Annotated in this window: 11 protein-coding genes; 4 read left to right on the top strand and 7 right to left on the bottom strand. The window is 72.0% G+C overall.

Annotated elements, in window-relative coordinates; all coding sequences use genetic code 11:
- Window positions 1–89 precede the first annotated feature (89 nt).
- The 3 genes from H5398_RS14645 (at window position 90) to H5398_RS14635 (ending at window position 4147) form a co-directional block, all read left to right on the top strand.
- Complete coding sequence (locus H5398_RS14645; RefSeq protein ID WP_182800545.1) at window positions 90–2450, top strand: glycogen-debranching protein; 2361 nt, start codon at window positions 90–92, stop codon at window positions 2448–2450.
- 5 nt (window positions 2451–2455) lie between these two features.
- The gene (locus tag H5398_RS14640) at window positions 2456–3469 is read left to right on the top strand and encodes a diacylglycerol kinase family protein (RefSeq protein ID WP_182800544.1); all 1014 of its coding nucleotides are present in this window, start codon (window positions 2456–2458) and stop codon (window positions 3467–3469) included.
- An 84-nt stretch (window positions 3470–3553) separates the two neighbouring features.
- The gene (locus tag H5398_RS14635; RefSeq protein WP_182800543.1) at window positions 3554–4147 is read left to right on the top strand and encodes a DUF4126 domain-containing protein; all 594 of its coding nucleotides are present in this window, start codon (window positions 3554–3556) and stop codon (window positions 4145–4147) included.
- Here H5398_RS14635 and H5398_RS14630 read toward each other — a convergent pair.
- From H5398_RS14630 to H5398_RS14600, 7 genes are all read right to left on the bottom strand, one after another.
- Entirely contained in the window at window positions 4144–4725 is a 582-nt protein-coding gene (locus H5398_RS14630; RefSeq protein WP_182800542.1) for a hypothetical protein, read from the bottom strand. The two genes, H5398_RS14635 and H5398_RS14630, sit on opposite strands and share 4 nt — an antisense overlap.
- Before the next feature lie 75 nt (window positions 4726–4800).
- The gene (locus H5398_RS14625; RefSeq protein WP_182783459.1) at window positions 4801–5796 is read right to left on the bottom strand and encodes a phosphotransferase; all 996 of its coding nucleotides are present in this window, start codon (window positions 5794–5796) and stop codon (window positions 4801–4803) included.
- Window positions 5793–6914, bottom strand: coding sequence for a phosphotransferase family protein (locus H5398_RS14620; RefSeq protein WP_182800541.1), 1122 nt, complete (start codon window positions 6912–6914; stop codon window positions 5793–5795). Before H5398_RS14620 ends, H5398_RS14625 begins: the two co-directional genes overlap by 4 nt.
- Complete coding sequence (locus tag H5398_RS14615) at window positions 6911–8725, bottom strand: ABC transporter ATP-binding protein (protein ID WP_220489527.1); 1815 nt, start codon at window positions 8723–8725, stop codon at window positions 6911–6913. The genes H5398_RS14620 and H5398_RS14615 overlap by 4 nt, the downstream gene beginning before the upstream one ends.
- Window positions 8718–9842: a glycosyltransferase family 4 protein gene (locus H5398_RS14610; RefSeq protein ID WP_182800540.1), complete on the bottom strand. Its 1125-nt coding sequence runs from the start codon at window positions 9840–9842 to the stop codon at window positions 8718–8720. Before H5398_RS14610 ends, H5398_RS14615 begins: the two co-directional genes overlap by 8 nt.
- Window positions 9839–11044: a glycosyltransferase gene (locus H5398_RS14605; protein WP_182800539.1), complete on the bottom strand. Its 1206-nt coding sequence runs from the start codon at window positions 11042–11044 to the stop codon at window positions 9839–9841. Before H5398_RS14605 ends, H5398_RS14610 begins: the two co-directional genes overlap by 4 nt.
- Window positions 11041–12240, bottom strand: coding sequence for a glycosyltransferase family protein (locus tag H5398_RS14600; RefSeq protein WP_220489525.1), 1200 nt, complete (start codon window positions 12238–12240; stop codon window positions 11041–11043). Before H5398_RS14600 ends, H5398_RS14605 begins: the two co-directional genes overlap by 4 nt.
- A 154-nt stretch (window positions 12241–12394) precedes the next feature.
- Here H5398_RS14600 and H5398_RS14595 point away from each other — a divergent pair, with 154 nt between their 5' ends.
- Window positions 12395–14464 carry an NAD(+) synthase gene (locus tag H5398_RS14595; protein ID WP_182800538.1) on the top strand — a complete coding sequence of 690 codons (2070 nt, stop codon included), beginning with the start codon at window positions 12395–12397 and terminating at the stop codon, window positions 14462–14464.
- Window positions 14465–14731 lie beyond the last annotated feature (267 nt).

The raw sequence follows: 14731 nt of genomic DNA, 5'->3' as shown, positions 1-14731 counted from the left end.
CTCCAGCGTCCTCCTGCCGCGACCCGTTGGGAAGAGATCCCGGGCGCTCGTTGCGGCAATCTGGTGGGCGGCGTGTCAAAATCGTCGCCATGACACGCGTGATAGCGCTCGACCGGCGCTCCTGGTCCAAGGCCACCTGGCCGCTGGGCACACACCCCCACGCAGAGGGGGTCACCTTCGCCGTCTACGCCCCGGCCGCGACGCGGGTGCAGCTCGAGATCTACCCGGAGGCGATGGGTGCCTCCGCGCAGCGCACCTATCTCCTCGCCAAGGGCCGCGACGGCGTCTGGCGGGCCTGGTTGCAGGGCCTGCAGTTCGGGGCCCTGATCGGCTTCCGCGCCTGGGGCCGGAACTGGCGGTATGTGAAGGGCTGGAAGCCGGGGTCGGATCTGGGCTTCGTCTCCGACCTGGACAAGGACGGCAACCGGTTCAACCCCAACAAGGTGCTCTTCGATCCCTACGCCCGCGAGGTCACCCACAACGTCTTCACCGACCAGCTGCATGATTACGGCGTCAACGACGGCGTGTTCGGCACCGGCGGGGAACTGGTCGACGGCGTCCCCCGTCGCAACATCGACACCGGACCGTACGCGCCGAAGGGGGTGCTGATCGCCGACTACACGCCCGTCACGCCGAAGCCCCGCATCCCGAGCGAGAAGAACGTCATCTACGAGGTGCAGGTGGAGCAGCTGACCGGCCATCCGTCGGTGGCGCGGCTGTCCGAGCTGCTCAGCCGCGAACCGGGCTTCGAGGGCGTCGTCGACATCCCGCCGGAGTTCCAGGGCACCTACAAGGGTGCCGGGATGATGGCGCCGTACCTCAAGGCGTTGGGGGTGACCACCGTCGAGTTGCTGCCGGTGCACGAGACGAACGCGTCGGAATCCGCCCGCCACGGCGCGGTGAACGCCTGGGGTTACATGACGCTGTCCTTCTTCGCCCCGAACCGGCAGTACGCGGCGGACAAGAGCTGGTGCGGGCCCACCCGCGAGTTCAAGGAGATGGTCTCCGCGTTCCACGACGCGGGCCTCGAGGTGTACCTCGATGTGGTCTACAACCACACCGCCGAGGGCGGCAACTGGAACGGTGACGTCAACGCCACCGGCTTCACCAGCCTGGGCGGGTTCGCCTGCGCCGAGTACTACCAGATGACGCCAGACAAGATCCTGGTCGACGGCGCCACGGGCACGTCGAACCAGATGAACTACTCCTCCGAGGCGGCCAGGAAGCTGGTGCTGGACTCGCTGGAGTACTGGACGCAGGACATGCAGGTGGACGGCTTCCGGTTCGACCTGGCCACCGTGCTCGGCCGCCTGCCCGGTGAGGCCGCCGCCGACGACTGGGCCAGGCAGAAGCGGTTCTTCTCGGACCACCCGTTGCTGGTGGACATCGCGGCCATGGCGAAGGCCGAGCACATCGACGTCATCGCCGAGGCGTGGGACCTCTGGGGCTACGAGGTGGGCAACTTCCCCCGCGGCTGGGGCGAGTGGAACGGCCGCTACCGCGACGCTGTGCGCCGCTTCACCAAGGGTGACGCCAACATGGTGGCGTTCACGGACATGTTCAACGGCGACTACCACCACTTCCACGACAGCGGCGGCGCGCAGAAGACCATCAACTTCATCACCGCCCACGACGGCTTCAACATGGCGGACCTGGTGTCCTACCAGGAGAAGCAGAACCACCAGCCGCCGCCGTTCGGTCCCTCCGACGGCGGGTCGGACGACAACCTGTCGTGGGATTCGGGGGGCTCCCAGGCGCTGCGCCGCCAGCGGTTGCGCAACCTCTGGACCATCCTGTTCTTCTCCCGTGGGGTGCCGATGATCGTGGCCGGCGACGAGTTCGGCCGCACCCAGAACGGCAACAACAACCCGTGGGCGCTGGACTCGGTGGCGATGCGCAACAACTACGCCATGATCCCCACCAACGCCCCGCAGCGGGTGCCGGTGGCCGACGGCGTCGACGAGCCGTACCACGACAATCTTGGGCAGTACGAGACGCCCCCGCACGTCAACGGGCAGTTCCGCTTCGCCACCTTCCTCGCCAACCTCCGCCAGCGGCACGAGGCGCTCCAGCAGAGGCGCTGGGGGGACATGGTGGCAGACGACAAGGACGTGTCCTACCTCTTCCACACCCCGTCGGGCGAGGGGTTCCCCATGGAGGGGGACCGGGCGGTCTCCATCCAGATCGACTCCCCGGGGGACGACTTCTGGGTGATGATCAACATGGCCGACCACGAGATCGAGTTCAAGGTCCCGCCGCCCCTGGAGGGCTACGTGTGGCGGCGGCTCATCGACACGTCGACCTCCGCGGAGCCTGCCTGCAACTACTGGAACGAGGGTGAGGGCTTGATCGTGTCCGAGACCGCGACCGTTGCGGCCTGGTCGGTCATCGTGTGGCAGGAGCAGCCGAAGCCCGACGGTTCGCGGGTCATCCCCGTCTGGAAGGACTGACTGACATGGCTGAGGCAAGCGGCGGGTCTGTGGCATCGGGCGAGGCGACGGGGGCACGCGGCCGGCGCGCCGCCGTCGTGTTCAACCCCACGAAGGTTGAACGTGCGGGGCTGGAGAAGGTGGTTGGTGCGGCCGAGAAGACGGCGGGCTGGGGTCCGTCGCTGTGGCTGGAGACCTCCGCCGAGGATCCGGGCACCGGCATGGCACGGCAGGCCGTCGACGAGGGGTGCGCGGTGGTGCTCGGGGTCGGCGGTGACGGCACCATCCGGGCCGTGGCCGAGGGCCTGCGGGGTAGCGGGGTGCCGCTCGGGCTCTGTCCCCAGGGCACGGGCAATCTGCTGGCCAGAAACCTGGAACTGACGTTGGACAACCTGCCCGAATCGGTGAAGGCCGCGTTCGAGGGCGTGGCGCGGCCGGTGGACCTGGGGATCGCCGCATGGACGCGGGAGAGCGGCGATCGCGAGGAGCGCACCTTCGTCGTGATGGCCGGCATGGGCCTGGACGCCCAGATCATGTCGTCGGCGGATGAGAAGCTGAAGAAGAAGTTCGGCATGGTGGCCTACGTGAAGGCCGGTCTGGAGTCGCTGCGCAAGAACCACCGGATGCGTCTGCAGTACCGTCTCGACGACGACGCCCCCCAGCGCGCGCGGGTGCACACGGTGCTTGTCGGCAACTGCGGATCCATCGGCGGGAACGTGCTCCTCATGCCGGATGCCGCCGTCGATGACGGGGTGCTCGACGTGGTCGCCGTCGAACCGCAGGGCCGTTTCGGGTGGGTCCGCGTCGCGTGGAAGGTGCTGGTGGACAACGCCATCTTCCGCGGCAGAAAGCGCAGCCAGGGCGGGAACCGCGAACTGAGCTACCAGCAGTGCCGCCGCATCGAGGTCTGGCTGCGCGAGCCCGAGGAAATCGAGCTCGACGGCGACCACTTCGGCGAGGTGACCTCTGTGTCGGTGACCGTTGAACCGAAGGCGCTACAGGTGATGATGCCCGCCGGCTGGGAGCCCTCCGCGGCCTGACGCCGCCGTCGGCCGGGCCTGCCAACCGCATCCTCCCCGCCCGGGACCAGCGCGCGGCCAGGCGGGCTCGTCATAATGGGCGCCATGGAACTGCTCCCCATGACGTTCGCCTCCGGGTGGGCCTCAGGCCTCAACGCCTATGCCACGGTGTTCATCCTCGGCCTGCTCGGGCGCTACGCGGGCACCGGCGGCGTGCCGGAGGGGTTCATGCGCACCGACGTCCTGATCATCATGGGGGTCCTCGCGCTGCTCGAGGTGATCGCGGACAAGATCCCCGTCGTCGACTCCATCTGGGACGTGCCCTCGACGGTGATCCGCCCCATCGCCGGCGCCGTCATAGGCGCGCTCATCGCGGGCGCCCAGGGCGACCTGCTGACCATCTCCCTGGCCGCCGTCGGAGGCGTGACGGCGCTGCTCAGCCACCTCTCCAAGGCCGGCATCAGGCTGGCGATCAACACGTCCCCTGAGCCGGTCTCCAACGTCGCGGCCTCGGTGGCGGGCGACGTCGGGGTGGTCAGCGTCACCACGCTGGCGGTGCTTCTCCCGGTTGTCGCGGCGAGCATCGCCCTGGTGCTGCTCATCATCATGATGTGGCTGGCGTGGGTGTTGATGTCGCGGATCAAGCGCGGGTGGGAGTGGTTGAAAGCTCGGTGGGGCGCGGCGGACACACCCGTCTAGCGACGCCTCACGAACCACACCGCGACACCGACGGCCACCAGTGCGGCGATCAGCCCGGCTGCGACGGCGGGGTCTGCCAGCAGGCCGACCCCGGCCGACGGTGTCCCGGGCGACGGCTCCACCGGTGAGGGTTCGACGGGCGTGGGTTCGCCGAGGTGGGCGGTCAGGTCGGCCGTGATCCCTTCGGTGACCGGGCCGGAGCCGCTGCACAGGTTGGACCGCCAGGCGGCACCGTCGGGCTGGGCGAACAGGATGATCTCCATCCCCTCCTCGATGCCCTCCCAGCCGCAGCTGGCTCCGTCGACGGCGGTGAGCACCTCGACGGTGCCGGGAGGATCGCCCTTCCACGCCTGCGTCAGCTCGACGGTGTAGGTGGCGTCGTCGAGGCTCGACGTCGGTCTCGCGGGCCGCTCGACCAACACCACGGTGCCGCGCGCCACCACGTCGGCCATGTCGGCCTGTTCCGCGGGCGTGAGCGCCACGCAGCTGCACGCGACCGCTCGGGGTGCCTGCTGCCAGCTGACCATGAGGGTGGCGGCGAGCATCGCAAGCACCACCAGGAGCGCCTTGACCTTCATCCCTCCAGGGTGCCACCGCGACCCTGCTGGGTCATCCCCGAGGCGGTAACCGTCGCCGAATCGTGACCTCGGCTGTCAGCCTGAGAGGGGTGCGTGGGTGAGGGTGCGGTCCACCCAGGCGTCGAGCCAGCGCCCCGCGGAGGGCCGGAACGAGTAGACGAACGCCAACCGCAGCCGCGCCGCCGCTCCGTAGGTCGCCAGCCGCTCCGGGCTGATCCGCAGCTCCTCGACGACGCCGGCGAGGGCCTCGCGGACGGGTCCTGGCTCCCGAAGCGATCCCTGAGCGTGCCGCAGGTCGACGTGGGTGAGCAGGTTCGCCAGGTCCAGGGCCGCCTCGCCCCGGGCCGCGGTGTCCAGATCCAGTAGGGCGAGCGAATCCCCGTCCCACAAGGCCTGTTTGTCGTGCAGGTCGCGGTGCAGCGTCACCGCGGGGTCCGGTGCGTCCGCGAGCCCCCCGCACGTCCTGTCGACGGCGCGGGCCAGCTCCGCCATCCGCGGCAGGGACCCGAAGAGCTCAGCGTGCCCCAGCCACTGCCGCAGCACCGCGACCTCGGCGGCCGCGTCGTGGGCCGGCACGTTCACCGGCTGCCGTGCCAGCAGAGGCCACCGGGCCGCGAGCTCGCGCCACCCGTCGAGGCCGTCGTCGCCGAGCTCATGCAGGGTCCGGCCTGGGAGCAGCTCGAACTCCAGCCGATCCTCCGCCACGGCCCGCACTGCCGCGGCGCCCAGGCCGGCCCGTCGGCACGCCTCGCCCATCTGCGACGACACCGCCGCGACCCCCGCCGCCCGCCCGGGCCGCAGCACCTTCGTCGCCCGGTCCGGGTGCAGCACCACGGCCCGCCTGTGCAGCCGGTGCACCACCAGCCGCCCTCCCGACGGCGTCAGCCCGGGGAGACGAGGGTCGCGGCGGTGCCCGGCGAGCCGCAGCCCACCGTCGGCGGACAGCCGCCCGGCCAGAAGCGACGCGTCGCGCACCACCTCGACGGTGAGCGAGCCGTCGCTCGCCGGCCACGCGCGCCTCACCCCTGGCAGCTCCCGCAGCGCGGACAACGCCCGCGACACGCCCGTCACACCAGTTCCTCGAGGATGTCCAACCGCCCCGCGACACCCGCGCGCCACCCCGGATCGGCCCGCCGCAGGGGATCGACGGCGCCCAGCAGCACCGCTCGCGCCCGACCCACCCGCAGCTCCGCATCGCCTGGGATGCTGCCGCCGCCCGCGCGGTACCCATCGAGCAGGGCCTCCCCGAGCCCGGGGGCGGCGGAGGCCAGGTAGGAGCCGAGGTCCGCCGCCGGTGCGCCGACAGTGGCCCGGTCCAGGTCCGTCAGCCACACCCGCCCGGTCTGCCGCTCCAGCAGCACCTGGTCCGGGGAGAAGTCGCCGTGCAGCAGGGCGCCCCCGCGCCCGACCCGCGCCCACAGGGCCGCGACCCGATCGGTCAGGACGGAGACCCGGGAGGCCAGGCCTGCTTCCAATGGCGCCAGGATCTCCGCGTGGGCGCGGCCCTGCGCCGCCAGGTCCGGCTGCCGAGCCGCCAACCAGCCTGCGACCTGCACCGGTACCGCCCCGACGGCCCCGTGCAGGAGAGCCAGCGCGACCCCCGCCGCGCGGGTGCCGGCCACGTCGGGGGTCCGCTCCAGGTCGGTGTCGCCCACGAACCGCTGGATGCGCACCCCCCGCCGCGACCCGTCGTCGATCCGCCCAGGCACGGGCACCCCGGCTGCGACCAACGCCGTGTCCAGCGCCAGCGCCGTCGGGTCCGCCTCGTCGGCCACCCGCACCGTCGTCGCTGCCCGGCGCACCACCAGGCGCCGGGCAGGGTTGTAGCGCAGCACCGGATCGTCGACCCCCAGAACCCCGGCCACGGCAGCGCCCCGCAGTGCGCCGGCGAGCACCGGGTCCGCCCACACCTCACCGCTCTCCAGCACCAGGTCGCCGTCCAGCGTCCGCAGGCGGTACCGCTGGCCGCGCCGGACTGCCCGTTCCTCCGCCTTCTCCGTCTTGGCCCGGCTCGCCGGCCACAGCACCCGCGCCCACCCGTCGACCTCCCCCGTCCGCGCGTCCGCCAGCGCCGCCACCACGGACACCCCCGGTTTGATCCGCAGCCGCGACACCACAGCCTCGCGCCCCGTCAGCTCCGAGATCGACGGCGGGTCCAGCAGCAGCGCCACCACCTCGTCGGTCCTCATCGCGTGCCCATCCGGATCTCGTCGGGGGTGCGGCCGCTGGCCTCCACCCAGGCCCGGAACGAGGGGTCGTCGGCGAGCAGCGCCGCCGGCGAGCCCTCGCGCAGGATCCTGCCGTCCTCCAGCCACACCACCCGGTCCGAGCGGAGCGCCATCTCGACGTCGTGGGTGACGGCCAGGGTGGTGCGGTGCTCGACGAGGGTGTCGATCGCGTCGAGGACCAGCCGGGCGGACTCCGGGTCCAGGCCGGTGGTGGCCTCGTCGAGCACCACGACTGGGGCGTCGCGCAGCAGCGCGCGGGCGATGGCGACGCGCTGCCGCTGCCCGCCGGACAGGGTGCCGCCGCGCTCGCCGACGACGGTGTCGTAGCCGTCTTCGAGGTCGAGGATGAACTCGTGGGCGTGCGCGGCGCGCGCCGCGATCTCGACCTCCACGTCGGTGGCGTCCTGCCTTCCCAGCCGGATGTTCTCCCGGATGGTGCCCGTGAACAGCACCGCCTCCTGGGCCAGCAGCGAGACGTTGGCCCGCAGGTGCCCCAGGTCCAGCTCCCGCAGCGGATGACCGTCCAGGGTCACCTCGCCGAGCTGGGGGTCCAGCGCCCGCACCAGCAGCGAGACCAGCGTGGACTTGCCGGAGCCGGACGGGCCGATGACGGCCACCTTCTCGCCGGGGCGGGCCGTCAGCGTCACCCCGCGCAGCACCGTCGTCCTCCCGTAGCCGGCCACCACGGAGTCGAACCGCACCCAGCCCCGCACAGCCCGCGGGGTCACTGAGCGCCGCGGGGAGACCACCTCGGGGGCGATGTCCATCAGGTCCGCCACCCGCTCGCCCGAGGCGCTGGCCCGCGCGATCCGGCCGGTGTACTTCGCCATGTCGCGCAGCGGTTTCATGGTGGTGCGCAGGTAGGTGGTGAACAGCACCAGATCGCCCGGCGTCATGGCGCCGTCCAGGACGCGCAGGCCGCCGCCGACGAGGACGACGGCGGTCGCGAGCCCGACGATGACGTCGGTGCGGCGCTCCAACCCGGCCGCCAGCCGCCGGGACTTCACGCCCTCCTTGAGCGAGCGGTGGTTCGCCGACGAGAACCGGCCGGCGATGTGCTCCTCCAGGCCGTACGCCTGCACGATCCGGATCGACGAGAGCGACTCCTGCGCAGTGTTGGCCAGCTGCCCCTCGCCCTTGCGGGTCTGGCGTGAGGCCACCGCGATCTTCTGCGAGGTGCCCACCGAGCCCACGAAGAACAGCGCCATGGCCGCCACCACCACCAGCGACAGCAGCGGGTCCAGCACCAGCATCACCACCAGCATCACCGCCAGCGTGAGCAGGTTGGCCACCAGCGGCAGACCCGCGGTGACGGCCACCTCCTGCATCCGGCCCACGTCGCTGACGAGGCGCTGGACCGTGTCGGCGCTGCGGTTGCGGGAGTGGAACTGCTGCGACAGGCCCTGCACATGACGGAACACGCGTGCCCTCAGCGTCGTGGCCACCCGCGACCCCACCAGCGCGAACGCCACCGTTGCCAGGTAGTTGCTGAGCGCCCGGAGCCCCACGATCACCACCGTCGCCACGCCGCACCAGACGAGCAGGCCGACGGTGGCGGGGGCCTGGCCCGCGCCGAGGTCGGCGCCCAGCGAGGCACTCACCGCGTCGACGACGAACTTCATCGGCCACGGCTCCAGCACCCGGAACACCACCTCGAGCAGCAGCACCCCGGTGCCGCCGAGCATCAGGCGCCGGTGGCCGACGAGGTCGGGGCGCAGCAGCGCCAGGGTGCGGGCCATCGCGGAGCGGTCCAGCCGCGTGCGGTCACTCATCGCCCGCCTCCGCGAGGGCCAGGATGCGATCCACCACGCCGGCCCAGCTGTGCCGCTCGACGGCGTGCGCCCTGGCCAGGCGGCCCATCCGCGACCTGAGCGCGGGGTCGGCGGCCAGGCCATCGAGCGCGCCCGCCAGGGCGGCCGGGTCCGACGGCGGCACCAGGACGCCGTCGCCGTCGAGGATCGCGGGCAGCTGCCCGACGGCCGATGCCACCACGGGCAGCCCGGCCGCGAGGTACTCGTAGACCTTCAGCGGCGAGAAATACTGGTCCCCGTCCGCCGGCGATGCCGGGTAGGGCGCCACGCCGACGGCGGAGCCGGCCAGGTGTCGCGGGATCTCGGCGGGGGCGACGGCGCCGCGGAACTCCACCTCGACGCCCAGCCGGGCCGCAAGTCCCTCGAGGGCGCCGCGCTCCGGGCCGTCGCCGATGATCCGCAGCCGCCAGGGCACGTGGGCCAGCGCGGCTGCCTCCACCAGGTCCGAGACGCCGTGCCAGGGCTTGAGGGTGCCGACGAACGTCACCACCGGCGCCCCGTTCGATTCCGGCTGGGGCGCGATGCGCTGCACGCCCACCCCGTTGGCGACGGTGTGCACCCGGCCGCCGTCGGTGTGCCGCCGCACCCAGGCCCGCACCGGGTCCGAGACGCACACGGTGGCCGAGGCCGCCTTGACCTGCGCGCGGAGCGCTGCCCAGGCGAAGGGCGCGTCGACGAGGTCACGGTGCCGGCGCTGCTCCTCGATGAGGGGGGCGTTGACCTCCAGGACCGTGCGGGCGCCCAGCGACGCGCCGACGCGCGCCAGGGCCGTGCTGAACAGGGAGTAGCGCTCGTAGACCAGGTCCGCGCCGCCGTCGATCACCTGCCGGGCGATCATGTCCGAGGCGGTGCGCTGGGCGCGCTCGCGGGCGGCAGGATCGCCCTTCGCGACGCCGACGTGCACCACGTCGAGGCCGGCCAGATCCTCGGGCACGTGCTCCCCGATGCGGGTGGCGTAGACGGTGACGTGGTGGCCGCGGGCGCGGAACTCGCGGACCACCTCCTGGATGTGCACGGAGGCGCCCTTCGTGCCGAACACCGGGATGCCGGGGTCCACGGACACGTAGGCGATCCTCATCGGGCGGCTCCGTTCTGCCAGGCGCTGAGTGTCGCGGCGTGGCGGCGGCTGTCGAAGCGCTCCTCGATGAGGGCGCGGGCGTTGGCCGACATCGCCGCGGCGGGTAGCCGGCCGGCCGCGAAGGCGGACAGGGCATCGGCCAGGCCGGACACGTCGCCGGGCTCCAGGAGCACGCCGGTCTCGCCGTCGAGGACCACCTCCGGTAGGCCGGTGACGGCTGTGGCGACCACGGGCGTGCCCACGGCCATCGCCTCCAGGACGACGGTGGGGAGGCCGTCGACGTTGCCGTCGTCTGCGGGGATGCAGGGGGCGGCGAACACGTCGGCCTCCTCGATCAGGGTGCGGATCTGGGTCTGGGTGCGGGGGCCCTCCAGGCGGACGGTGTCGCGGAGGCCGAGCTCGTCGATCCGGGCCTGGAGTGCGGGCGCGAGCTCGCCGTCACCGGCGATGGTGACCCGGAGTGGAAGCCCGGCGGCGGTGGCCTGGGCGGCGGCGTCGACGAGGTCGGCGAACCCCTTCTTCGCCACCAGCCGGCCGACCGCCGCCACCTTGAGCCGCTGGCCCGGCTCGGGGAGGTCGCGGTAGGGGAAGCGGTCCAGCTCCAGTGCGTTGTACTGCAGGGTGATGCGGGCTCCTGTCCCGTCGAGGACGCGCTCCAGGTGTGCGAGGTTGAACCGGCTGATGGCGATCACCCGGTCCGCGTCGGCGGCCAGGCGGCGCAGCCAGGCGAGGTCCACGGACTCGTGGAAGATGTCCTTGGCGTGCGTGGTGAGCGTGAACGGCACCCCGGTGAGGCGCGAGGCGATCCACGCGGCGCGCCCGGCGAGGGTGGCGAAGTGGGCGTGCAGGTGCGTGATCCCGTCGGCGACGACGGCCTGCGCCAGCTCCACTCCCTGGGCCACCTCGTCGCCGGGGAGGTCCGCCAGATGCGGGAGGGTCGCGGCGAAGCGGTCCCGCATGGCGGGGTCCTGGACGCCGTCGGCGATCCGAGCCCACAGGTCCGCGCCCTTCGCGTACCGGGAGATCCACGTCACGTTGGCCTCCACGCGGGCGATCTCGGGGTGGAAGCGGGCGTCGGTGGTGGGACGCAGGGCGTAGATGGAGAGGTCGTCTCCGTGGGCCTCGCGGGCCAGGATCTCGGTGACGATGAACGTCTCCGAGAAGCGCGGATAGACCTTCAGGACGTAGCCGATGCGGGTCATGCCCCCACCCCCACGAGGTAGCGGGAGCGGTCCGCGTTGAGCAGGGTCGCCGCGTAGCCGGCGGTGACCGCCAGGCCGTCGAGGCGGATGCCGGAGCGGTCGACGCGACGGTGGACGGCGTCGGCCGCCCAGGAACCCAGCGCGGCGGGGGTGGCGTGTCCGGCCCGGAGGAGGTCAGCGGCACCCGCGCGGGCCATGGAGCGGGCGCGGATCAGCTGCTCTGTGCGGGGCTGCTCGCGAGGCACCAGGAGCGCCGGGGTGGCGGTGGCGAGGACCTCGCACACCGTGTTGTAGCCGGCCATCGCGATCACGGCCGAGGCGGCCCGGATGTGGTCCGGGAGGCCGGGAAGGTCGCGGTGCACGTCGGTGAGCGGGCCGGCGGCCGCGGCGATCTCGGCGTGGGCGTCGTCGTCGAGTTGGGGCCCGGTCACCACCAGGTGCCGGTGCCCGGGGGGAACCTCCATGGCGACGGCGGCGCGCAGCAGCTCCACGCCGTCGGAGCCGCCGCCGGTGGTGGTGAGGATGAACGGGGGATCGGCGGCGAGGGTCGCGGCGGGGGCGTCGGCACGCCCCTCCGCCAGATAGCCGGTGAACCGGATCCGGTCGATCAGCGCGGGGGGAGCCTCGCCGGAGGCGATGGGATCGTGGATCCGCGGGTCGCCGTACACCCACACCTCGTCCACCAGGTCGCGCAGCTTCATCGGGTTCTTGAGCCGACGCCACTCCGCCGCGACCACGTCGGGGGCGTCGAGCACCTCCCGCAGCCCGAGGACGACGCGGGTGGTGGGGCGCGCTGCTCGCAGCCGGCGCAGGGGGCGACGGAGCTCCTTGCGGACGCCGTAGATGTGGCGGTCGATCACAACCAGGTCCGGCGCGAAGCCGAGCAGCGCGGCCTCGAGCACCGAGGAGCGGAGCTGGATCAGGTCGTCGGTGCCGGCGTCCAGGTGTCGCGGGTGATACTCGCCGCCGTCCTTCGCGATGCCGGGGATGGTCAGCCAGTCGAAGCCGGCCGGGAGCGGGAACGCGCTGGCGCGGGGGAGGCCGGAGACCAGCAGGCCGGAGACCGGCCGGCCGGTCAGCGCGGGGAGCTCGGCGGCGAGGTGGTGCGCGATGGCGAGGTTGCGACGCACGTGGCCGAGGCCCTGCGAGTCGTGGCTGTAGAGCACCACTTTGGTGGGTGAGCTGTCGTCCGGCATCTCTGCTCCAGTCCCTCGTCCGCCGGGTGTCGGCCCGGGCCGCCGGTCCCAACCGGCCGGTGAGATGAGCCTGCCGGGCGTCGGTGAGGCGCCCGTGAGCCGTCGATGGGAGAACTCTCATGAAGCCGCCGTGGTGCGTGCAAGACTGACGCCCATGGAGTTCTCCTCGCTGTACCGCCACGGGTTCGCGCGGGTCGCGGCCTGCACGCTCCCGGTGATCATCGCCGACCCGGCCGCCAACGCACATGCCATCGCCGTCGAGGTGAAGGCCTGCCACGACGACGGTGTCGCGGTGGCGGTGTTCCCCGAACTGTCGCTGTCCGGCTACGCCATCGACGACCTGCTGCTGCAGGACGTGCTGCTGGACGCCGTGGAGCTCGCCGTCGTCCAACTGGCGGAGGCGACGGCCGACCTGCTGCCGCTGATCGTGGTGGGGGCGCCGCTGCGCGCCGGCAACCGGCTGTACAACTGCGGGGTGGTGATCCACCGCGGGCATGTGCTCGGCGTGGTTCCGAAGGCGTTCCTGCCCAACTACCGCGAGTTCTACGAGAAGCGCTGGTTTGCCGACGGCGCCGACCTGGACTTCGGCACCCTCCACCGGCCCGGGTGGCCGGCCGAGTTCGGCGAGGTCCCCTTCGGCACCGACCTTCTCTTCGAGGCCCGGGACGTGCCCGGCCTCACCGTCCACGTCGAGGTGTGCGAGGACATGTGGGTGCCGGTGCCGCCGTCGTCGCTGGCGGCCATGGCGGGTGCGACGGTGCAGCTCAACCTGTCCGCCTCCCCCATCACGGTGGGCCGCGCGGAGGACCGGCACCTGATGGCCCGCTCCGCCAGCGCCCGCAACAACTCCGCCTACGCCTACGCCGCGGCCAGCTTCGGCGAGTCCACCACGGACCTGTCCTGGGACGGCATGACGATGGTCTACGAGATGGGCGATCTGCTGGGCCAGACCGAGCGGTTCCCGCACGCGGCGCAGCGCACCGTCGTCGACGTGGACCTGGACCGCCTGCGCCAGGAACGGATCCGGCAGGGGTCGTTCGAGGACAACCGGCGGGCTGTCGGGGTGGGGGAGTACCGGGGCATCGACTTCGCGGTCCGGCCACCCTCGGGCGATCTCGGACTCCGTCGCCCGCTGGACCGCTTCCCGTTCGTGCCCGACGACCCGGCCAGGCTGCACCACGACTGCTACGAGGCGTACAACATCCAGGTCTCCGGGCTGGAGCGGCGGATGAAGGCCATCGGGGGAGGGGATGCGGCCAAGTCGCCGAAGATCGTCATCGGCGTCAGTGGAGGGCTGGACTCCACGCACGCCTTGATTGTCGCGGCGAAGGCGTGCGATCGGTTGTCGCTGCCCCGCACCCACATCCTGGCGTTCACGCTGCCCGGTTTCGCCACGTCGTCGCACACGAAGAACAACGCAACCCTGCTCGCCGAGGCGCTCGGCGTCACGTTCGAGACGGTCGACATCACAGCCATGGCCACCCAGCTGCTCAAGGACCTCGGCCATCCCGCGGGCGACGGTGAGCCGGACTACGACGTGACGTTCGAGAACGTACAGGCCGGCATCCGCACGGACTTCCTGTTCCGCGCGGCGAATCAGCGCGGCGGGATCGTGCTGGGCACCGGGGACCTGTCCGAGCTGGCGCTCGGCTGGTGCACCTACGGTGTGGGTGATCAGATGAGCCACTACGGCGTCAACGCGGGAGTCCCGAAGACGCTCATGCAGCACCTCATCCGCTGGGTGATCAGCACCGGCCAGTTCGAGGAGAGCGGGGTCAACGAGACCCTCTCGTCGATCCTCAACACGGAGATCTCGCCGGAGCTGATCCCGGTGGGGGAGGGACAGAAGCCGCAGTCCACGGAGGACTCGATCGGGCCGTACGCCCTGCATGACTTCACCCTGTTCGGCGTGCTGCGCCGCGGCTACCGGCCCAGCAAGATCGCGTTCCTGGCGCACCATGCGTGGCGGGATGTCGACGCGGGCCACTGGCCCTCGGGGTACCCGGAGGCGGACCGTACCGCCTACGACCTGGCCACCATCAAGAAGTGGGAGTCGGTGTTCCTGCGTCGGTTCTTCGCCAACCAGTTCAAGCGTTCGGCGATGCCCAACGGGCCGAAGGTGCTCTCGGGTGGGGCGTTGTCGCCGCGGGGGGATTGGCGGATGCCGTCGGACGTGTCGGCGACGGCGTGGTTGGCCGAACTGAAGGACAACGTTCCGGACTGAGGCGTCATTCTCGTTGGCTGAGGTGCCGCGCAGCCCATTCCCGCTGGCTGAGCCGCCCGCAGGCTGTCCCGTTGGCTGAGTGCCGCGCAGCTCTCTCCCGCTGGCTGAGGTGCCGCGCAGCGGCCTCGAAGCCTATGAAACGCAGGCTGACCAGCGGATGGGGACCCGCTCAGCCGGTGCGCGGACCCGTGAGTCGACGCCCGGGCGGCCGTTGTGCGTGGTCTGCCTTGGGGGTTCAGTCTTCGCGGTGGCCGGGTGGTGAGGCCG

Source organism: Tessaracoccus sp. MC1679, assembly GCF_014164775.1.
Classification (GTDB): Bacteria; Actinomycetota; Actinomycetes; order Propionibacteriales; family Propionibacteriaceae; genus Arachnia.
Note: the sequence above shows the minus strand (reverse complement) of the source record. Positions and strands in the feature narration are given on the sequence as shown.

Excerpts from the sequence above, each read along its gene's own strand:
- H5398_RS14645 (WP_182800545.1), top strand. The coding sequence starts at position 90 with ATGACACGCGTGATAGCGCTCGACCGGCGCTCCTGGTCCAAGGCCACC.
- H5398_RS14605 (WP_182800539.1), bottom strand. The coding sequence starts at position 11,044 with ATGACCCGCATCGGCTACGTCCTGAAGGTCTATCCGCGCTTCTCGGAG.
- H5398_RS14620 (WP_182800541.1), bottom strand. The coding sequence starts at position 6,914 with ATGAGGACCGACGAGGTGGTGGCGCTGCTGCTGGACCCGCCGTCGATC.
- H5398_RS14595 (WP_182800538.1), top strand. The coding sequence starts at position 12,395 with ATGGAGTTCTCCTCGCTGTACCGCCACGGGTTCGCGCGGGTCGCGGCC.
- H5398_RS14600 (WP_220489525.1), bottom strand. The coding sequence starts at position 12,240 with ATGCCGGACGACAGCTCACCCACCAAAGTGGTGCTCTACAGCCACGAC.
- H5398_RS14610 (WP_182800540.1), bottom strand. The coding sequence starts at position 9,842 with ATGAGGATCGCCTACGTGTCCGTGGACCCCGGCATCCCGGTGTTCGGC.
- H5398_RS14635 (WP_182800543.1), top strand. The coding sequence starts at position 3,554 with ATGGAACTGCTCCCCATGACGTTCGCCTCCGGGTGGGCCTCAGGCCTC.
- H5398_RS14640 (WP_182800544.1), top strand. The coding sequence starts at position 2,456 with ATGGCTGAGGCAAGCGGCGGGTCTGTGGCATCGGGCGAGGCGACGGGG.
- H5398_RS14615 (WP_220489527.1), bottom strand. The coding sequence starts at position 8,725 with ATGAGTGACCGCACGCGGCTGGACCGCTCCGCGATGGCCCGCACCCTG.
- H5398_RS14630 (WP_182800542.1), bottom strand. The coding sequence starts at position 4,725 with ATGAAGGTCAAGGCGCTCCTGGTGGTGCTTGCGATGCTCGCCGCCACC.